We start from the raw sequence: 19,572 nt of genomic DNA on the forward strand, positions 1-19,572 counted from the left end.
CGACTTGAAGTTCCCGGGAGGGGCCTATGAGCTATGTGATCGACCGACGTCTCAATGGCAAGAACAAGAGCACGGTGAACCGCCAGAGATTTCTGCGGCGTTACCGTGATCACATCAAGAAGGCTGTCGAAGAGGCGGTCAGCCGGCGCTCCATCACCGACATGGAACACGGCGAACAGATCAGCATTCCCGGCCGCGACATCGACGAGCCGGTGCTTCACCACGGGCGCGGAGGCAAGCAGACCGTCGTACACCCCGGCAACAAGGAGTTCACCACGGGTGAGCACATTGCCCGTCCGCCCGGAGGCGGCGGTGGCAGAGGTCCCGGCAAGGCCGGCAACTCCGGCGAAGGCATGGATGAATTCGTCTTCCAGATCACCCAGGAGGAATTCCTCGAATTCATGTTCGAGGACCTTGAGCTGCCGAATCTGGTCAAGCGCAACCTGAGCGGCACCGACACCTTCAAAACCGTGCGCGCAGGGATCAGCAACGAAGGCAACCCCTCGCGGATCAACATCATCCGCACCTTGCGCTCGGCCCACGCCCGACGCATTGCGCTGTCTGGCAGCAGCCGGGCGAAATTGCGCGAAGCCAAGGAAGAACTGCTGCGACTCAAACGGGATGAACCAGACAACTTCGGCGATATTCAGGAAATCGAAGCGGAAATTGAAAAACTCAGCGCACGTATTCACCGCGTTCCGTTCCTCGATACCTTCGACCTCAAATACAACCTGCTGATCAAGCAGCCCAACCCCAGTTCCAAGGCAGTGATGTTCTGCCTGATGGACGTGTCCGGCTCCATGACCCAGGCGACCAAGGACATCGCCAAGCGTTTCTTCATCCTCTTGTACCTGTTCCTCAAGCGTAACTACGACAAGATCGACGTGGTGTTCATTCGCCATCACACCAGTGCCCGGGAAGTGGACGAGGAGGAGTTTTTCTACTCTCGCGAGACCGGTGGCACCATCGTTTCCAGCGCTTTGAAGCTGATGCAGGAGATCATGGCCGAGCGCTATCCGGCTAACGAATGGAACATCTACGCGGCACAAGCCTCCGATGGAGACAACTGGAACGATGACTCGCCGATCTGCCGCGACATCCTGATCAACCAGATCATGCCATTCGTGCAGTACTACACTTACGTCGAGATCACCCCCCGGGAACATCAGGCACTGTGGTTCGAATACGAGCGCATCGCCGAAGCCTTTTCTGACACGTTTGCCCAGCAACAACTGGTCTCGGCCGGGGATATCTATCCGGTCTTCCGTGAACTCTTCCAGCGCAGGTTAGTGACATGACCGCCAAAGAGCAGAAGCGCCAACCCATTTCCACCGGCTCCGAATGGACGTTCGAGCTGATCCAGGCCTACGACCGTGAAATCAGCCGTATTGCGGCTCGCTACGCGCTCGATACCTACCCCAACCAGATCGAGGTCATCACCGCCGAGCAGATGATGGACGCCTACGCCTCGGTGGGCATGCCACTGGGTTACCACCACTGGTCCTACGGCAAACACTTCCTCAGCACCGAAAAATCCTACTCCCGGGGCCAGATGGGGCTGGCCTACGAGATCGTGATCAACTCCGACCCCTGCATCGCCTACCTGATGGAGGAAAACACCATCTGCATGCAGGCGCTGGTGGTGGCGCATGCCTGCTACGGGCACAACAGTTTCTTCAAGGGCAACTACCTGTTCCGCACCTGGACCGACGCCAGTTCGATCATCGATTACCTGGTGTTCGCCAAGCAGTACATCATGCAGTGCGAGGAGCGGCATGGCATCGATGCCGTCGAGGACCTGCTCGACTCCTGCCATGCATTGATGAACTATGGAGTGGATCGCTACAAACGCCCCTACCCGATTTCCGCCGAGGAGGAACGCCGCCGGCAAAAGGATCGGGAAGAGCACATGCAGAAACAGATCAACGACCTGTGGCGCACCATCCCCAAGGGCGCCGACAAATTCAGCGACAAGGACAACGCACGCTTCCCCGCGGAGCCTCAGGAGAACATCCTGTATTTCATCGAGAAACACGCACCGCTGCTGGAACCCTGGCAGCGGGAAATCGTGCGTATCGTGCGCAAGATCGCCCAGTATTTCTATCCACAACGCCAGACCCAGGTGATGAACGAAGGCTGGGCCACGTTCTGGCATTACACCCTGATGAACGACCTGTACGACGAGGGCCTGGTCACCGACGGCTTCATGATGGAATTCCTCACGTCCCATACCAGCGTGGTCTTCCAGCCCGGCTTTGACAGCCCTTACTACAGCGGCATCAATCCCTACACGCTGGGATTTGCCATGTACCGCGACATCCGGCGCATGTGTGAAAACCCGACCGAAGAAGATCGGCGCTGGTTCCCGGACATCGCGGGCACCGACTGGCTGTCGACCATCAAGTTCGCCATGAGCAGCTTCAAGGACGAGAGCTTCATCCTGCAGTACCTGTCACCGACAGTGATCCGCGACCTGAAACTGTTCAGCATTCTCGATGACGACCAGAAGGACGATCTGCTGGTACCGGCCATCCACGATGAAGAGGGCTATCGCACCATCCGTGAAACCCTGGCAGCGCAATACAACCTGGGCAATCGCGAGCCCAACGTGCAGATCTACAGCATCGACCGCCGCGGCGACCGCTCCCTGACCCTCCGTCACCAGCAACATGACCGAAAACCTCTGGGTGAATCCACCGAGGAAGTACTCAAGCACCTGCATCGCCTCTGGGGCTTCGACATTCACCTGGAAACCCTGCAGGGGGATCAGGTGATGAAAACCCACCACGTTCCACCACGCAGCGAACAAAGCGAAGGCGATTACGGCCGGCTGGACCTGGCCGTCATTCATCTTTGATTCAGGTTTCTGCCTCCGAAAGCTCGACACAAAGGTTATTCTGTCGGGCTAACGGAGGTTTTTTATGCAGATCTATAAAGTCGGTGGGGCCGTTCGTGATCGCCTGCTGGGCAAGCCCGTCACCGACATCGATTGGGTTGTGGTCGGTGCCACCACTGAAGAAATGCTCGCCAAGGGTTTTCGCCCGGTAGGAGCGGATTTCCCTGTGTTCCTTCACCCCAAAAGCGGTGAGGAATATGCCCTCGCCCGAACCGAGCGCAAGAGCGGGCGTGGCTATGGCGGCTTCACCTTTCACGCCAGCCCCGAGGTCACCCTTGAAGAAGATCTGATTCGCCGGGATCTGACCATCAACGCCATGGCCGAAGATGATCAGCACAACCTGACCGATCCTTACCACGGCCAACGCGACCTGAAAGCCCGAGTCTTACGTCACGTTTCCCCCGCGTTCGCCGAAGATCCTCTCCGAGTGCTGCGTGTTGCCCGCTTTGCGGCGCGGTATGCCGAGCTGGGATTCACCGTTGCCGCCGAAACCCTGGAACTGATGCATCAGCTGAGCGAATCCGGGGAACTGCAGGCACTGACCGCAGAACGCAGCTGGAAGGAAATATCCCGGGCACTGATGGAAGACCAGCCTCAGGTGTTCATTCAGGTGCTGCGCGATTGCCACGCCTTGAAAGTGCTGATGCCGGAAGTCGACGCGCTGTTCGGCGTTCCCCAGCCGGAGGCCCATCACCCGGAAATCGACACCGGCGTGCACACCTTGAGCGTGCTCGAACAAGCCGCACGCCATCAGCAACCCCTGACCGTACGCTGGGCCTGCCTGCTGCATGACCTGGGCAAGGGGTTGACGCCTGAAGACCAGTGGCCTCGGCACATTGCTCACGAACACAAGGGCCTGAAGCTGATCAAGGCTGTCAACGAGCGCTTCAAGGCACCGAAGGATTGCCAGGAACTGGCCTTGTTGGTGGGGCAGTACCACACCCATGGCCACCGAGCGCTGGAACTGAAGCCATCGACGCTGCTGGAGTTGCTGCAGAGTTTCGATGTCTACCGGCGACCGCAGCGATTCGAGGAGTTTATTGCCGCGTGCGAAATGGATGCGCGGGGCCGCAAAGGTCTGGAGCAGCGCACTTACCCACAGGCAGACTACCTGCGTGGGGCAGCTGATGCCGCTCGGAGCGTTGCGGTTCAACCGTTGCTGGAAAAGGGATTCAAGGGACCAGAGCTGGGAGACGCGATCAAGCGCGAACGGCTCAAGGCACTGAAAGCCTACAAAGAGGCGGCGTCTTCCTGAAAGCTTCGCGGGCAGCTTTGCTTCACCCCCAGCGGGAGCGAGCCTGCTCGCGATAGCAATATCAGCCTTGCAACAGACTAGACGGCGTCAGCGGTTGCCCACGCCACTCAAACGCCACGGGGGCCAACACCTGATCAATCTGCGCTTCATCCCACAGCGCAGCAAAGCTTTTGCCTACACCGGGATGCACCCGATCCGGCGCAATCAGTGACAGTGGCCACAAAACGAAGGCATTTTTCAGAATTTCTGCACGCGGCAGAATCAAGCCATCGAAGTTACCCACCCGATCGCCAAACAGCAGCACATCGATGTCCAGTGGCAAGCCCTTGCGGTCCGGCGCATAGCGGCCGTTGTCCGCTTCGATGAACTTGAGCCGGCGGTCGAGTTCCATCAGTGGCAGATCGGTGTAAGCCGACACCACAAAGTTGAAAAACGGGCCGCTCTTGATGCCCACCGGCTGACTTTCGAAGACCGCCGAGCAGTGCATATCCACCAGAAAGCCCGCCAGGGCTTCCAGGCCTGCCCGCAAATGGGTCTCGCGCTCGATATTGCTACCGAGGCCAAGGTATACCTGAGTCAGCGGCATCCGCGCTCGATCTCCACGCCCACGCCACCGGTAGCCGCCGGAACGGCACCAGGCTTGGTCAGTTTGAGGCGCATCCAGGAAATGTTGAACTCACTCATCAACACCGCCACCAGGCGCTCGGCAAAGGTCTCGACCAGTTGGAACTGCGCTTGCTCGGCGAACGCCTGAATCCGCGCGGAAACACTGGCGTAATCGAGCGCCAGGCTCAGGTCATCACCGGCAGCGGCCGGGCGATTATCCCAGGCGAAGCTCAGATCGAGACGCAGGCACTGTCGGATCCCTCGCTCCCAGTCGTAGGCACCGATCACGGTGTCAACTTCCAGGCCCTCGATAAACACTCTGTCCAAGCACTCTTCTCCGCTGCACGACAAGGGCGCAATGCGCCGTTAGAATCAGGGCGTCCCCGCCCGGAATAGTTAGCATGTTTTGGTTACTGGCGACTCTCGCCTACCTGCTCGGCTCGCTGTCCTTCGCCATTTTGCTCAGCCGCCTGACCGGAAACCCCGACCCGCGAATGAGTGGCTCAGGCAATGCCGGCGCGACCAACATGTTGCGCCTGGCCGGCAAGAAACTCGCCATCCTGACCCTGATCGGCGACCTCTGCAAAGGCCTGCTGCCTGTACTGATCGCAGGGTTTGCCGGCCTTTCGCTGCAAGAACAGGCCTGGATCGGCGTCTGCGCCGTCATCGGCCACCTGTTTCCTCTGTACTTTCGCTTTCGCGGCGGCAAGGGTGTCGCCACCGCTGCCGGCATGTTGCTGGGCCTTTATCCGCCCGCGGCGCTCCTGGCGGTGTGTGCCTGGCTGCTGACGTTTTACCTGACCCGCACCAGCTCGCTCGCCGCCCTGATCGCCACGCCGCTGACCCTGCCACTGCTGGCCTGGCAAGAACCGGCGGCCCTGCTGCCCATGAGCGCGCTCACCGGGCTGATCGTCTGGCGTCATCGCGGCAATCTACGCGACCTGTTTGCCGGGCGCGAACGGCATTTTTAGCGGCCGGACGTGAGCACCGCTCATCATAGCCCCGACAATTGCTCCATCGGCCAACGTGCCTGCACGCTGATCGCCAGGCTTTCGTGCTGGCCGGCCTGCAAACGCTGGCAGCCGGCAAACGCGATCATCGCGCCATTATCGGTACAGAATTCCGGACGGGCGTAGAACACATCGCCCTTCATATCGCCGAGCATTTTCTCCAACGATGCCCGCAATGCCTTGTTGGCGCTGACGCCGCCGGCAATCACCAGGCGTTTCATACCCGCCTGCTTCAGGGCACGCTTGCACTTGATGGTCAAAGTCTCCACCACGGCCTCCTGGAACGCCAGCGCGATGTCGCAACGGACTTGCTCGCTGTCGTCTCCGGCACCGACGCTTTGCTGCCAGGTGTTCAAGGCAAAGGTTTTCAGGCCGCTGAAGCTGAAGGCCAAGCCTGGGCGGTCGCACATCGGACGCGGGAAAGTGAAACGCCCTGCAACACCCTGCGCAGCCAGGCGTGCGATTTCCGGACCGCCGGGATAATTCAGGCCCATCATCTTCGCGGTTTTGTCGAATGCCTCACCGGCTGCATCATCGAGACTCTCGCCCATGAGCGTGTACTGGCCGATCCCGTCGACCTGCACCAGTTGCGTATGCCCGCCCGAGACCAACAAAGCGACGAACGGAAATTCTGGCGGTTTCGACTCCAGCATCGGCGCCAGCAAGTGCCCTTCCATGTGATGCACGCCCAGCGCCGGAATACCCCAGGCGAAAGCCAGGGCCTGCGCACAGGAAGCACCCACCAGCAGCGCGCCCACCAACCCCGGGCCTGCGGTGTAGGCGATCGCGTCGATCTCCGTCGGCGCGCAGCCGGCCTCGGCCAACACCTGGCGAATCAACGGCAGCATGCGCTTGACGTGATCACGCGAGGCCAGCTCAGGCACGACGCCACCATAGGCGCGGTGCAGGTCGATCTGACTGAACAGCGCGTCGGCCAGCAGGCCGCGCTCACTGTCGTACAAAGCGACGCCGGTTTCGTCGCAGGAGGTTTCTAATCCCAGTACTAGCATGGGTTTGCGCCTTGTTTAGGCTGAATTCGAAGGCGCGCATAATAGTCGCCGCGTGAGGCCCCGACCAGCGGTTTTCGATCAGAGGCTTTGCATTCCGAGCGATGAGGGGTTAACATCCGCAACCCTTAAAAACCGACGTCTTCAAGTGCTCTTTTGCCGCGAGGATGTTGACCCCGGTAATGAATGAAGGTAGCTCTGGATGCCAGCCGTCAAAGTAAAAGAGAACGAACCCTTCGACGTAGCTCTGCGTCGTTTCAAGCGCTCCTGCGAAAAAGCCGGTGTACTGGCTGAAGTTCGTAGCCGCGAATTTTACGAGAAGCCAACTTCTGAGCGTAAGCGCAAGGCAGCAGCTGCTGTCAAGCGTCACGCCAAGAAAGTTCAGCGCGAACAGCGCCGCGCCGTTCGTCTGTACTAATACACAGACGACCGTCGCAAGCTTCTGCCAAGCCCGGCCTACAGCCGGGCTAATGGCATTTGCGGACAACGCTTGATGCTTCACCGTCAAAGCCGCACACGCGACCGAGACAAACCTGCTTCACTGCGTCAGACCTGGCTTTTTGCCAGCGGTGCACGTCATTTCTGACGAGCCTTTCAAGGCTACTGACGAGCACACCCACTGATTCCTCTCACGACGATCAGCCCAAGGCGCCTCTTGCGTGCCGCATGATGAGCTATCCGAGACCCATGACGGGTCGTCGCCGGATTCAGCGAAACACTTTCAAATAGTCGAATACTGATTGGAATTAACGTCAGTGGATTTTCGGCAGATACACTTCCCGACAGCGATTACGCAGACGACACTGGTCGAGCCGCACATTTTGCGCGCTTCAAACAACGACCCGCGTCCGGCCGCCCATCGCCAGGGATTCCTTTCAGCGCAGACGACGAGAACGCCATGGCCGGGCTGATCCCCCAGAGCTTCATTGACGACCTTCTGAACCGCACCGACATCGTCGATGTGGTCAGCTCGCGCCTGCAATTGAAAAAAGCCGGCAAGAACCACACGGCCTGCTGTCCGTTTCACAAAGAAAAAACCCCGTCCTTCAGCGTCAGCCCCGACAAACAGTTCTACTACTGCTTCGGCTGCGGCGCCGGCGGCAATGCCCTCGGCTTCATCATGGACCACGACAACCTGGACTTCCCCCAGGCCGTCGAAGAACTGGCCAAAGCGGCGGGCATGGAAATCCCCCGGGAAGAAAGCGCAAGGTCGCGCAAACCTCGGCAGCCGACCGATTCACCGCTGTACCCGCTGCTCACGGCCGCCGCCGACTTCTACCGCCAGGCACTGAAAAGCCATCCAGCGCGCAAAGCCGCCGTGGATTACCTGAAGGGCCGCGGGCTGACGGGCGAAATCGCCCGGGACTTCGGCCTTGGCTTCGCCCCACCCGGCTGGGACAACCTGTTCAAGCACTTGAGCAGCGATACCCTGCAACAGAAAGCCATGATCGATGCCGGCCTGCTGATCGAAAACGCCGAAACCGGCAAACGCTATGACCGCTTCCGCGATCGCGTGATGTTTCCGATCCGCGACAGCCGTGGGCGCATCATCGCGTTCGGCGGCCGGGTACTGGGCGATGACAAACCCAAGTACCTGAACTCGCCGGAAACCCCGGTCTTCCATAAGGGCCAGGAGCTCTACGGCCTTTACGAAGCGCGCAAGAACAATCGCAATCTCGACGAAATCATCGTCGTCGAAGGTTACATGGACGTGATCGCCCTCGCCCAGCAAGGCCTGCGCAATGCCGTTGCCACCCTGGGCACCGCCACCAGCGAAGAGCATTTGAAACGACTGTTCCGCGTCGTGCCCAACGTGCTGTTCTGCTTTGACGGCGACCAGGCGGGCCGCAACGCCGCGTGGCGAGCCCTGGAAGCGACGCTGTCGAGCCTGCAGGACGGTCGCCGCGCACGCTTCCTGTTCCTGCCCGAAGGCGAAGACCCGGACACTCTGATTCGTTCGGAGGGCACCGACGCTTTCCGCGCTCGAATCAACCAGCATGCACAGCCGCTGGCCGACTATTTCTTCCAGCAACTGACCGAAGAGGCCGATCCGCGCTCGCTCGAAGGCAAGGCCCACATGGCCACCCTCGCAGCGCCATTGATCGACAAGGTCCCAGGCGCCAACCTGCGCACCCTGATGCGTCAGCGCCTGCTGGAAATCACCGGTTTGAGCGGCGAAGCGGTGAGCCAGCTGGTACACAGCGCACCGCAGGAGGCTCCGCCAGCCTACGACCCCGGCATGGACTATGACGCCATGCCCGATTACGCCGATTTCCACCAACCCCAGGAAGCGTTCGCGCCACAGCAGGAATGGACGCCGAAGAAACCCGGGGCCGGTGGCAAGAAATGGGACAAGAAACCCTGGAGCAAAAACGGCAAGCGGGGTGACCGTGAAGAGTATGCTCCGCGCACGCCCGTGGCGGTGGAAGCGCCGACGCTGATTGCCTTGCGTACGCTCATCCACCACCCGCAACTGGCCGGAAAGGTCGAGAGTGCCGATCATTTTGCCAACGAAAGCAATGTTTACGCCCAGGTACTGATCGCCCTGATCGAAGCGGTGCAGAAAAATCCTCAGCTAAACTCTATTCAGTTGATGGCGCGCTGGCACGGCACGGAGCAGGGGCGCTTGTTGAGGGCACTGGCAGAAAAGGAGTGGCTGATTGACGGCGACAACCTTGAACAGCAGTTTTTAGACACCATTACTAGGTTATCTGCGGGTCAACATACGCAGACCCTCGACGAACTGATCAAGAAAGCAAGGCAGCCGGGATTATCGGCTGAAGAGCAAATCCAGATCGCAAAACAGATGCGCGACCTCTTAAAACAGAATGTTTCCGCATCAAACCCGACCTCAACTGGCGCGTGAGGTCACAGCTCAGGTATAATCCTCGGCTTGTTTTTTGCCCGCCAAGACCTTCAGTGGATAGGGTGTTATGTCCGGAAAAGCGCAACAGCAGTCTCGTATTATTGAGTTGATCAAACTGGGTCGTGAGCAGAAGTATCTGACTTACGCCGAGGTCAACGACCACCTGCCCGAGGATATTTCAGATCCAGAGCAGGTGGAAGACATCATCCGCATGATCAACGACATGGGGATCCCCGTACACGAGAGTGCTCCGGATGCGGACGCCCTTATGCTGGCCGACGCCGATACCGACGAAGCCGCAGCCGAAGAGGCAGCAGCAGCGTTGGCAGCGGTGGAAACCGACATTGGTCGCACCACCGACCCCGTGCGCATGTACATGCGTGAAATGGGTACGGTAGAGCTCCTCACACGTGAAGGCGAAATCGAAATCGCCAAGCGTATTGAAGAAGGCATCCGTGAAGTGATGGGCGCAATCGCGCACTTCCCTGGCACGGTTGACCATATTCTCTCCGAGTACACTCGCGTCACCACCGAAGGTGGCCGCCTGTCCGACGTTCTGAGCGGTTATATCGACCCGGACGACGGCATTGCCCCACCGCCTGCGGAAGTCCCACCGCCGGTCGACTCGAAAGCCGAGAAAGCCGACGACGACTCCGACGACGAGGAATCCGAAGGCTCGGATGACGACGAAGAAGCCGAAAGCGGTCCGGATCCGGTCGTTGCTGCACAGCGTTTTGGCGCTGTCGCCGATCAGATGGAAATCACCCGCAAGGCGCTGAAAAAGCATGGCCGCGACAACAAGCTGGCAATCGCCGAGCTGTTGGCCCTGGCCGAGCTGTTCATGCCGATCAAGCTGGTACCGAAGCAGTTCGAAGGCCTGGTCGAGCGTGTTCGCAGCGCCCTGGATCGCCTGCGTCAGCAAGAACGCGCAATCATGCAATTGTGCGTACGTGATGCTCGCATGCCGCGTGCCGACTTCCTGCGCCAGTTCCCGGGCAATGAAATCGACGAAAGCTGGACCGATGCACTCGCCAAAGGCAAGAGCAAATACGCCGAAGCCATTGCTCGCCTGCAGCCGGACATCATTCGTTGCCAGCAGAAGCTGACTGCACTGGAAGCCGAAACCGGCTTGTCGATCGCCGAGATCAAGGACATCAACCGTCGCATGTCGATCGGTGAGGCCAAGGCCCGCCGCGCGAAGAAAGAGATGGTCGAAGCGAACTTGCGTCTGGTGATCTCCATCGCCAAGAAGTACACCAACCGTGGCCTGCAATTCCTCGACCTGATCCAGGAAGGCAACATCGGCCTGATGAAAGCGGTGGACAAGTTCGAATACCGTCGCGGCTACAAATTCTCGACATACGCCACCTGGTGGATCCGTCAGGCGATCACTCGCTCGATCGCCGACCAGGCCCGCACCATCCGTATTCCGGTGCACATGATCGAGACGATCAACAAGCTCAACCGTATTTCCCGCCAGATGCTGCAGGAAATGGGTCGCGAACCGACTCCGGAAGAGCTGGGCGAACGCATGGAAATGCCTGAGGACAAGATCCGCAAGGTATTGAAGATCGCCAAAGAGCCGATCTCCATGGAAACCCCGATCGGTGATGACGAAGACTCCCATCTGGGTGACTTCATCGAAGACTCGACCATGCAGTCGCCAATCGATGTCGCCACCGTTGAGAGCCTCAAGGAAGCGACGCGCGAAGTGCTGTCCGGCCTCACTGCCCGTGAAGCCAAGGTACTGCGCATGCGCTTCGGCATCGACATGAATACCGACCACACCCTCGAGGAGGTCGGTAAGCAGTTCGACGTGACCCGTGAGCGGATTCGTCAGATCGAAGCCAAGGCGTTGCGCAAGCTGCGCCACCCGACGAGAAGCGAGCACCTGCGCTCCTTCCTCGACGAGTAATCACAGAACCCCCGGCCCAGGCCGGGGGTTTTGCTTTCTGCAGATAAAACTCCCCCGCATCCCTCCTTCCGCCGAATAGCCCGTCTACACTCGAAACATTCCCCGAGCCATAACGAGACCGTTATGACCAGACTGCCGACCGTGCTTTTTTTGCTGTCGCTGATGAACTGGACTGCAACGGCTGGCGCGCTGACTCTGACCGACGAAGAACGTAGCTGGCTGACCGCCCATCCGGACTTGCGCCTGGGTGTCGATGCGTCTTGGCCGCCTTTTGAGTTTCGCGACGAACAGGGCCGTTACCAGGGACTTGCAGCGGACTACATCGACCTGATTCGCCAGCGACTGGCCATCCAGCTCACCCCGATCGAGCCCGTGAGCTGGACCGTGGTACTGGAGCAGGCCAAACAGGCCAAACTCGACCTGCTGCCGGGCATCATGTCGACACCGGAGCGCCAGGCCTACCTGTCGTTCACGCGCCCCTACCTCGACTTTCCGATTGTCATTCTCGCCCACGTGGGCGGCGCACAACCGCGCAAACTGCAGGACTTATACGGCCTGAAAATCGCCGTGGTGGAAAATTACGCGCCCCATGAACTGCTGCGCACTCATCATCCCGATCTGAACCTGGTGGGCATGCCCAATGTCGCCTCAGCCTTGCAGGCGCTGGCGACCGATGAAGTGGACGCCGTGGTCGGCGATCTTGCCTCCAGCGTCTGGAGCCTGCGTCAGCTCAAGCTCGACGGGCTGTATGTCAGCGGCGAAACCCCCTATCGCTATCAGTTGGCCATGGGTGTTCCCCGGGAAAACAAGATACTGGTCGGCATCCTGGACAAGGTCCTGGCCGACATGGCGCCGGAAGAAATCAGCGCGATCCAGGAACACTGGATCGGTAACGTCCTCGACCACCGGACATTCTGGTCCGATCTGTTGGTCTACGGTCTGCCAGGACTGCTGCTCCTGATCACCGTGCTGGCGGTGGTGATCCGGATCAACCGCCGCCTGAGCTCGGAAATCGCCCGCCGGGTCGACCTGGAACAGGAACTGCGCAGCAGCGAATACCATTACCGCGGGCTGGTCGAGAGTCTTTCAGCCATTGCCTGGGAAGCACGAATCACCGACTTCACCTACAGCTACGTGTCGCCCCACGCCGAAGAGCTGCTCGGATACCCCCTGTCCCACTGGCTGATTCCGGGCTTCTGGCGCAACATCATTCATCCGGCCGACCTGACCCGCGCCCAGACCTTCTGCGATCACGAAGTGCTCGCAGGACGCGACCACAGCCTCGATTACCGGGTCATCACCGCCGACGGCCGCTGCATTTGGGTGCGCGACATTGTCAGCCTGATCGTGCACGGCCATGAACCGGTGATGCGCGGCCTGATGATCGACATCAGCGAGGCCAAACGCACCGAGGAAGCCTTGCGCCTGTCGGAGCAGAAATTTGCCTCGGTGTTCCAGCAGTGCCCCGACATCCTGGTGATCGCACGTCTTTCCGACGGCTGCCTGCTGGAAGTCAACGAAGCCTTCGAGGAACAGATCGGCCTCAAGGCTGAAGAAGTCATTGGCCAGACCGCCACCGACCTCAATATCTGGGGGATTCCAGGGGTTGGCCCGGGGTTGCTGCAGCGTTTGCAGGCCGGCAGCATCCGCAACCTGGAGATGCTGTTCCGGCGCAACAACGGCCAGGTGTTCACCGGCCTGATCTCCGCCGAACCGTTCGACCTCGACACCACGCCGGCGCTGGTGGTCGTGGTGCGCGACATCAGCCAGCTCAAGGAAACTCAGCAACAACTGCAAACATCCGAAGAAAAGTTCGCCAAGGCTTTCCATGCCTCGCCTGACGGCCTGCTGTTGTCGCGCCAGAGCGACGGGCTGCTGCTGGAGGTCAACGAAGGCTTCAGCCGCATCACCGGCTTCAACAGCGCGATGTCCGTAGACCGCTCCTCCCTGGAACTGGGCATCTGGGTCAACCTCAACGAACGCAAGCAGATGCTCGACCTGCTGCATCGCGACGGCTTCGTTCGCGACTTCAGTTGCCATATACGCCGCAGCGACGGGCAGATCCGCCTTTGCGAGGTCTCAAGCCGCCCACTGCCGATCGGCGACGAAGACTGCATGCTGACCATCGCCCGGGATATCACCGAGCGCCACCTCATGCAGGAAAAACTGCAACAGGCGGCCACCGTTTTCGAAAGCACGGCTGAAGGTGTGCTGATCACCGACACCCAGCAGCACATCAGCGCCGTCAATCGGGCCTTTACCGAAATTACCGGCTACAGCGAAAGTGAAGCCCTGGGCCACACCCCGCGCCTGCTCGCCTCCGGCCTGCACGACAGCGCGTTCTATGCCGCCATGTGGCATCAACTGACCGCCGAAGGGCATTGGCAGGGGGAAATCTCCAACCGCCGCAAGAATGGCGAGTTGTACCCGAGCTGGCTGACCATCAGCGCCGTGCGTAATCGCGACAAGTTCATCACCCACTTCGTCGCGGTGTTTGCGGACATCTCCAGCCTGAAGCACGCGCAGGCCAAGCTCGATTACCAGGCCCACCACGACCCCTTGACCGGCCTGCCCAACCGCACCCTGTTCGAAAGTCGCCTGCTGGCCGCCCTCAACTGCCAGCGGGAGAATGGCGGCCAGGGCGCAGTGCTGTTCCTCGATCTGGACCGTTTCAAGCACATCAACGACAGCCTTGGCCACCCGGTGGGCGACCTGCTGCTCAAAGGCATCGCCGTGCGCCTCAAGGAGCAATTGCGCGACATCGACACCGTGGCGCGCCTGGGCGGCGACGAATTCATCATCCTGCTGCCCGGCCTGCAGCAGCCCAGTGACGCTGACAACATCGCCATGAAACTGCTCAATTGCTTCTCTGCGCCGTTTCAGGCCGGCGAACATGAGTTTTTCATCAGCGCCAGCATCGGCACCAGCCTGTACCCCAAAGATGGCTGTGACGTCGCCACCCTGGTCAAGAACGCCGACGCGGCGATGTACCGGTCCAAGGCCAAGGGTCGCAACAGGATCGAGAGCTACACCCGCGACCTGACCGCCCAGGCCAGCGAACGGGTTGCTCTGGAATACGAACTGCGCCGCGCCATCGAACGCAATGAACTGCTGCTGCACTATCAGCCGAAAATCAGCCTCGAAGACAATCGCCTGGTGGGCGCCGAAGCCCTCCTCCGCTGGCGTCACCCGACCTTCGGCGACGTACCGCCGGAACACTTCATTTCGCTGGCCGAAGAAAACGGCATGATCCTGCAAATCGGCGACTGGGTGCTCGAAACCGCGTGCCGGCAGATGTACGAGTGGGGCCTGACGTATGAATGCCTCGGCCCCTTGTCGGTCAACCTCGCCGGCGCCCAACTGCGCCAGCCCAACCTGCTCGGCCGGATCGAACAACTGCTGAAGGACAACCGCCTCAAGCCCGAACTGCTGCAACTGGAAATCACCGAAAACTTCATCATGAGCCAGGCCGAGGAAGCGCTGGCGGTGCTGCATCAACTCAAGCACCTGGGCGTGCAACTGGCCATCGACGATTTCGGCACGGGCTACTCGTCCCTGAGCTACCTCAAGCGGCTGCCGCTGGATATCCTCAAGATCGACCAGTCCTTCGTCCGGGGCCTGCCGGATGATCCCCATGACGTGGCCATTGTCCGCGCGATCATCGCGCTGGGGCGCAGCATGCAATTCACCGTGATCGCCGAAGGCGTCGAGACACTGGCCCAACAGCAATTCCTCGCCCAGGAAAGCTGCGAACAGATCCAGGGCTACATCGTCAGCCCGCCCATGCCCGCAGACGAATTCGCCGCCACGTTTCTTCGCATGGCCATATCGGATTTTTCGGATAGCACAGCCGAGAAACCGTCGCTATAATCCGCGACCTACTGAGGGCCTATAGCTCAGTTGGTTAGAGCAGAGGACTCATAATCCTTTGGTCCACGGTTCAAGTCCGTGTGGGCCCACCAAATTCGAAAGCCGCGCATTGCGCGGCTTTTGTGTTTCTGGGTGGCACTCATTTCCCGCCACTCAAACTGCAAAAACGCCAAAAGTGTCCACAAATCGTCCACGTTGGATGTTCTCATGCCTAACCATTTCAACGTCTAGTGACGATCCACGCAGACGCCTTGGCTCGCTTGTTGTCGGGTCGAGATGGCCAGCACGTGATCATATGCTCGTGGAACAGCTGAGCTTCGCGATTGTCGATCACAAACGCCGCCTTACAATGCAGATGACTCACCGAGTTTGGCTATTGATTGACAATAAGGCCAAATCACTGAGCTCAATGATTGGTCGAGCAGATCACTGCGATTTACACCCCCCTGATAATGTCGAAGTAGGATATTTCTGGTGGAAAAGGTTTTTGCTGGTTTACCTGCCCCTCCGTAATGTGCAACCCGAGATTCCCTCTACTCCTGCTCGCAGTGATGCTCTCCAGAGGAATGCCGAATTTGTTGCCAAAGGCAATCATGACGGATAGGTCAGTCGCCGCAGTGGGTACGCCAAAGATGACCGTGTCTTGGTTAGCCATGTCCACTCCTCCTGCTCGGTTGTGATGATGGCGTTTCATGCCATATTTCATCCTTACACAAAGAGACTTTCGCGAAACCTGTGAAAAACAACAGTTGATAAGAACAGAATGTAATAACTTCTATCTCAATTTCTGGCTACTGAACTCAGTAGTTGATCGCGACCTTTGCGCACAAAACTCGCCACTGTCCGTGCCACTTTTATCCACAGATCAACTGCCCGCGTGAAGATCTCCTCTCCAACGCCGACATCCGCGCCACCCCGCGCACGCCTCCCACGATGTTCATCGTCAATCCGGACGTTCATGTCATCGACCTACTGGGCAGCGTGAGCGAGTCGCTGGCTTCGGCCAGCGTGATCACCCTGGATGTTGCCGACCGCGAAACCGGCACCAGTCGCAACTCGCTGTTGGGCATTGCTCACTGGTGATGTTGGCGGAGATTTCGGTAAGCCGGGCGCTGGATCAACTCGACCCTCATGCACCTCAGTGACCGCAAAAAAAAGAGCTCGCGCTCCGTGGTTCTTCGGTTGCTGTCACTCGGAAAACCACGGATTTCGTTCAATGTTACGTCCGGAACGAGCGGCCCGGCGGGCCTCTAAAAATATGAAGCTACGGACGTAAAAAAATGTTTCCGACTGCTACAATTCCTTCGAATCGCGTTGTGTTAACTTCAACGGACAGCAGAAAAATGGCGTCAGTAATTTTCAGGGTCTGACGGGCGCCCGGCAGGACATCTCAACATAGCGGTCAAGGGTTCCTGTGAGGGGAATATGATTAAAGAGCCATACATCCTTTTCACAAGAATCCCGATTATAAAGGACGAACAAGGCAATCTATTTACAGATGCCTTGTGGGCCAAGGACATAGAACTTCATCTGGACTATATACAAAACTTCGGAATTTGCTGCCCCGTTGAAAAAACCAACGATGTCGAGGGACTGCAAAACATAACCAGCCTGAATATAAAGTGGCTTTTTGCACTGAAGAACGACTACGGATTAACTTCAGTTCTGAAGAACCTGATCCCGAACTTCATCACCGTCATCAAGGCCTGCAAAAAAGCCAGGATCGTTCACTCCGACGGCGCCGGCTGGGCATTCCCACTCTCCTTTTATCTGTTGCCGCTCAAGCCGATTTTCCGTTTTCAATGGATTATCGTCATCGAGTCTTCATTCTGGATGCTGGGTCAGGGCGAAGCCAGGACCTTGCGGAAAACGGTTGAGCACTACGCGCACAAAATTCTGTTGAAACGCTGCCTGAAGTTGGCAAACGCACGGATATTCACCCAGTCTTTCTACAGGGAATATTTCTTGGGCGACGATGACAGCCGAGCGTTGATCAACCATGCCACCTGGGTCGATAAAAAGCACATCACGACCCCGGACGCGGTCAACAGAAAGTTCGTAGAGCGGCGCGACGGCGCACTCAATATTTTCTACCCCTCACGTCTGGTCATGGATAAAGGTGTCCTGGTTGTGCTGGACGCCATAGAGCAACTCAAACACGACAACTTGAACGTCAATATCACCATCATGGGCTCTGGGGACCTGAAAGAGCATTGCCAGCGCTTTGCAGCCCAAGACCACGGCGGTATCAGGGTCAACTTCCAGAACACGGTCAATTACGGCGAAGACTTCTTCAACGCTATTGCCCAGCATGACTGGCTACTGGTCCCGACACTCAAGCAGGAGCAGCCCAGGATCATTTTCGACGCGTTCAGCCAGGGCGTCCCGGTCATCGGTTCGGACACCTCCGGGATCCTGGACATCACGAACAAGGACAATGCGCTCACGTTCGAAACCGGTAACCCTGCCAGCCTGGCAGAGGTTATTCGCCACGCCGCCCGACATCCCGAACTGGGGTTGAAAATGGGCCTCGCCGGTTTGGCGTACGCGATGGGGAAGACGCATTTGCAGATGCATCAGGACCGCGAAGCGTTCCTGAAGAACAGCCTGAAGCTCCATGCCAGCCCCCAAACCTGAGCTGCGCCTTTAACGACCCTCGAGCGCCAGGCCGAGGATCAGGTTTTCAGCACGGGAATGGTGTGCACACACGGGAGCGCTTCAAGCATCTCACGGGTGAAAACCACCTCGTACGTATCAGCAGCCCGCCCCCACTGCTCGACGATGGCCATACCGTCGACCAGCAGGCCTCCCAGTTCGATGATCGTGCCTGACAGATGTTCGACGACGGTTTGAGCCCGCTCCCAGACCCGATCGGTTATCGATTTGAGTTCAGCCGCAATTCGCCCGGATGAGCCGGGATCGGTCTCGGGAAAGGTGATATTGCGCAGCAGGTGCTGCAGCTCCTTTATTTTCGCGTAATCGTGTTCCGCGCCCAACGCCCCCTTGAGGATGGCGACCGCTTTCGATTTGTCGACGCGTGCCGACGAGAGGGTCTGCGCCATGACGCCCGCGAAGAGCACCATCATCCGCGCTTCCAGGTACGCCTGCATGACCGCCATCGACGCGATGGGCTGGGCCAGGGTAATGGCGGCACCCCCGCGATGCCGCAAGTCCAGGGTCACGCTCAGGGTCACGCCACCGGTTGCAAACCCCAGGGCGCGAGCCATGACGTAATGGCCCATTTCGTGCCGGGCAATCTGCAACGCATGCGCCCGCACGGCATTGGGCATGTTCCTCGTCATTTCGTCGCCTCGCCTCCTCGATTTCGCATTCGACTACGCCCGACGGTGACTGTCCATCCCCATTCGCGCAGGCAAAAAAACGCAGGTCATCGTCCCCGACAGGCAAGGACTGCCTCGCTGCGGCAGGCAGAAATGGCATGAACGGTCCTTATCCCGGATCGGGCCTGTGCCTGTAACATGTCGTCTCCTGGATCTGTACCGCTGGAGCCCACCCTTGCCCGACGTCCGCCCGCCCGTTCTTGACGAAATCGACCGCCAACTGATTGCGGCCCTGCAGATCAATGCCCGCGAAAGCGTGGCGATGCTTGCCCGGCAATTGGGCATCGCGCGCACGACCGTGACGTCGCGCCTGGCGCGGCTGGAAAAGGCCAAAGTGATTACCGGGTACGGCGTCCGCCTGGGCCAGCGGGTGGTGGACGGCGGTTTGCAGGCCTATGTCGGCATCACGGTGCAACCCCGTTCCGGCAAGGAGGTGCTGCGTCGCCTCAGTGCCATGGCCCAAGTGCAGCAACTGTGCGCCGTCAGTGGCGAATTTGACTACGTGGCCTGGCTGCGCACCGACTCGCCCGAGCAGCTGGATCAATTGCTGGACCAGATCGGCAGTGTCGACGGCGTGGAGAAGACCACCACCTCGATCATCCTGAGCAGCAAGATCGATCGAGGGCAGCCTGTTTAGAAACGCCCTGTACGCAACAGAATGTCGCCGATGATCGTCTTTTTGATCAACTCACCAGCAAAACGACGACAATTTGCGTCTTATTAACGTGTTGTACGCTCTCTAGAATGGCTGCCATCTTTTCCTATACTCAGACGCGCACCCCGCGTCCGGACGCCAAAGGCCAGCC

Annotated in this window: 16 protein-coding genes and 1 tRNA gene; 12 read left to right on the forward strand and 5 right to left on the reverse strand. The window is 59.1% G+C overall.

Features of this window, described 5'->3' with window-relative positions; genetic code table 11:
* Nucleotides 1-26 precede the first annotated feature (26 nt).
* From IB249_RS16280 to IB249_RS16290, 3 genes are all read left to right on the forward strand, one after another.
* Nucleotides 27-1,298 carry a YeaH/YhbH family protein gene (locus IB249_RS16280; RefSeq protein WP_192306504.1) on the forward strand — a complete coding sequence of 424 codons (1,272 nt, stop codon included), beginning with the start codon at nucleotides 27-29 and terminating at the stop codon, nucleotides 1,296-1,298.
* Nucleotides 1,295-2,857, forward strand: a complete 1,563-nt coding sequence (locus tag IB249_RS16285) for a SpoVR family protein (protein ID WP_192306506.1) — start codon at nucleotides 1,295-1,297, stop codon at nucleotides 2,855-2,857. The genes IB249_RS16280 and IB249_RS16285 overlap by 4 nt, the downstream gene beginning before the upstream one ends.
* 64 nt (nucleotides 2,858-2,921) lie before the next feature.
* A complete protein-coding gene (locus IB249_RS16290; protein WP_192306508.1) occupies nucleotides 2,922-4,151 on the forward strand; it encodes a multifunctional CCA addition/repair protein in 1,230 nt (409 codons plus the stop codon).
* Nucleotides 4,152-4,212: 61 nt separating this feature from the next.
* Here the strand turns inward: IB249_RS16290 and folK are convergent, their stop codons facing one another.
* A complete protein-coding gene (gene folK, locus IB249_RS16295) occupies nucleotides 4,213-4,737 on the reverse strand; it encodes a 2-amino-4-hydroxy-6-hydroxymethyldihydropteridine diphosphokinase (protein ID WP_192306510.1) in 525 nt (174 codons plus the stop codon).
* Nucleotides 4,728-5,084 carry a dihydroneopterin aldolase gene (folB, locus tag IB249_RS16300; protein WP_192306512.1) on the reverse strand — a complete coding sequence of 119 codons (357 nt, stop codon included), beginning with the start codon at nucleotides 5,082-5,084 and terminating at the stop codon, nucleotides 4,728-4,730. The genes folK and folB overlap by 10 nt, the downstream gene beginning before the upstream one ends.
* A 74-nt stretch (nucleotides 5,085-5,158) precedes the next feature.
* On the opposite strand from folB, the gene plsY reads away from it, so the two are divergent.
* Complete coding sequence (gene plsY / locus IB249_RS16305) at nucleotides 5,159-5,728, forward strand: glycerol-3-phosphate 1-O-acyltransferase PlsY (protein WP_109635333.1); 570 nt, start codon at nucleotides 5,159-5,161, stop codon at nucleotides 5,726-5,728.
* 23 nt (nucleotides 5,729-5,751) lie between these two features.
* Here plsY and tsaD read toward each other — a convergent pair whose 3' ends face one another.
* A complete protein-coding gene (gene tsaD, locus IB249_RS16310; protein WP_192306514.1) occupies nucleotides 5,752-6,777 on the reverse strand; it encodes a tRNA (adenosine(37)-N6)-threonylcarbamoyltransferase complex transferase subunit TsaD in 1,026 nt (341 codons plus the stop codon).
* Between the two features lie 199 nt (nucleotides 6,778-6,976).
* On the opposite strand from tsaD, the gene rpsU reads away from it, so the two are divergent.
* The 5 genes from rpsU (at nucleotide 6,977) to IB249_RS16335 (ending at nucleotide 15,517) form a co-directional block, all read left to right on the forward strand.
* Nucleotides 6,977-7,192, forward strand: a complete 216-nt coding sequence (rpsU, locus tag IB249_RS16315) for a 30S ribosomal protein S21 (RefSeq protein ID WP_002551877.1) — start codon at nucleotides 6,977-6,979, stop codon at nucleotides 7,190-7,192.
* 480 nt (nucleotides 7,193-7,672) lie between these two features.
* Nucleotides 7,673-9,640, forward strand: a complete 1,968-nt coding sequence (gene dnaG / locus IB249_RS16320) for a DNA primase (RefSeq protein WP_192306517.1) — start codon at nucleotides 7,673-7,675, stop codon at nucleotides 9,638-9,640.
* A 67-nt stretch (nucleotides 9,641-9,707) separates the two neighbouring features.
* On the forward strand, nucleotides 9,708-11,555 hold the full coding sequence (gene rpoD / locus IB249_RS16325; protein WP_192306519.1) for an RNA polymerase sigma factor RpoD: 1,848 nt from the start codon (nucleotides 9,708-9,710) through the stop codon (nucleotides 11,553-11,555).
* A gap of 123 nt (nucleotides 11,556-11,678) precedes the next feature.
* Nucleotides 11,679-15,425 carry an EAL domain-containing protein gene (locus IB249_RS16330; RefSeq protein WP_192306521.1) on the forward strand — a complete coding sequence of 1,249 codons (3,747 nt, stop codon included), beginning with the start codon at nucleotides 11,679-11,681 and terminating at the stop codon, nucleotides 15,423-15,425.
* Nucleotides 15,426-15,440: 15 nt separating this feature from the next.
* Nucleotides 15,441-15,517: transfer RNA gene (locus IB249_RS16335), tRNA-Ile, on the forward strand.
* A gap of 344 nt (nucleotides 15,518-15,861) precedes the next feature.
* On the opposite strand, the gene IB249_RS16340 is transcribed toward IB249_RS16335, so the two are convergent.
* Nucleotides 15,862-16,080, reverse strand: coding sequence for a hypothetical protein (locus tag IB249_RS16340; RefSeq protein ID WP_192306523.1), 219 nt, complete (start codon nucleotides 16,078-16,080; stop codon nucleotides 15,862-15,864).
* Between the two features lie 152 nt (nucleotides 16,081-16,232).
* Here IB249_RS16340 and IB249_RS16345 point away from each other — a divergent pair, with 152 nt between their 5' ends.
* Both IB249_RS16345 and IB249_RS16350 read left to right on the forward strand, forming a co-directional pair.
* Nucleotides 16,233-16,508, forward strand: a complete 276-nt coding sequence (locus tag IB249_RS16345; protein WP_318653503.1) for a DUF6124 family protein — start codon at nucleotides 16,233-16,235, stop codon at nucleotides 16,506-16,508.
* 342 nt (nucleotides 16,509-16,850) lie between these two features.
* Nucleotides 16,851-18,062: a glycosyltransferase family 4 protein gene (locus IB249_RS16350; RefSeq protein ID WP_192306525.1), complete on the forward strand. Its 1,212-nt coding sequence runs from the start codon at nucleotides 16,851-16,853 to the stop codon at nucleotides 18,060-18,062.
* A 38-nt stretch (nucleotides 18,063-18,100) separates the two neighbouring features.
* Here the strand turns inward: IB249_RS16350 and IB249_RS16355 are convergent, their stop codons facing one another.
* Nucleotides 18,101-18,727, reverse strand: a complete 627-nt coding sequence (locus tag IB249_RS16355; RefSeq protein ID WP_192306527.1) for a peptidase M41 — start codon at nucleotides 18,725-18,727, stop codon at nucleotides 18,101-18,103.
* A 214-nt stretch (nucleotides 18,728-18,941) separates the two neighbouring features.
* Between IB249_RS16355 and IB249_RS16360 the strand changes: the two genes are divergently transcribed.
* Nucleotides 18,942-19,403 (forward strand): Lrp/AsnC family transcriptional regulator, encoded by a 462-nt coding sequence (locus IB249_RS16360; RefSeq protein ID WP_192306529.1) that lies wholly within the window; start codon nucleotides 18,942-18,944, stop codon nucleotides 19,401-19,403.
* Nucleotides 19,404-19,572 lie beyond the last annotated feature (169 nt).

Source organism: Pseudomonas sp. PDM04 (genome assembly GCF_014851765.1).
In the GTDB taxonomy this organism is placed as follows: Bacteria; Pseudomonadota; Gammaproteobacteria; order Pseudomonadales; family Pseudomonadaceae; genus Aquipseudomonas.

Coding starts and splice junctions, on each gene's coding strand:
- IB249_RS16280 (WP_192306504.1), top strand. CDS start 27: ATGAGCTATGTGATCGACCGACGTCTCAATGGCAAGAACAAGAGCACG.
- IB249_RS16285 (WP_192306506.1), top strand. CDS start 1,295: ATGACCGCCAAAGAGCAGAAGCGCCAACCCATTTCCACCGGCTCCGAA.
- IB249_RS16290 (WP_192306508.1), top strand. CDS start 2,922: ATGCAGATCTATAAAGTCGGTGGGGCCGTTCGTGATCGCCTGCTGGGC.
- folK (WP_192306510.1), bottom strand. CDS start 4,737: ATGCCGCTGACTCAGGTATACCTTGGCCTCGGTAGCAATATCGAGCGC.
- plsY (WP_109635333.1), top strand. CDS start 5,159: ATGTTTTGGTTACTGGCGACTCTCGCCTACCTGCTCGGCTCGCTGTCC.
- tsaD (WP_192306514.1), bottom strand. CDS start 6,777: ATGCTAGTACTGGGATTAGAAACCTCCTGCGACGAAACCGGCGTCGCT.
- rpsU (WP_002551877.1), top strand. CDS start 6,977: ATGCCAGCCGTCAAAGTAAAAGAGAACGAACCCTTCGACGTAGCTCTG.
- dnaG (WP_192306517.1), top strand. CDS start 7,673: ATGGCCGGGCTGATCCCCCAGAGCTTCATTGACGACCTTCTGAACCGC.
- rpoD (WP_192306519.1), top strand. CDS start 9,708: ATGTCCGGAAAAGCGCAACAGCAGTCTCGTATTATTGAGTTGATCAAA.
- IB249_RS16330 (WP_192306521.1), top strand. CDS start 11,679: ATGACCAGACTGCCGACCGTGCTTTTTTTGCTGTCGCTGATGAACTGG.
- IB249_RS16340 (WP_192306523.1), bottom strand. CDS start 16,080: ATGGCTAACCAAGACACGGTCATCTTTGGCGTACCCACTGCGGCGACT.
- IB249_RS16350 (WP_192306525.1), top strand. CDS start 16,851: ATGATTAAAGAGCCATACATCCTTTTCACAAGAATCCCGATTATAAAG.
- IB249_RS16355 (WP_192306527.1), bottom strand. CDS start 18,727: ATGACGAGGAACATGCCCAATGCCGTGCGGGCGCATGCGTTGCAGATT.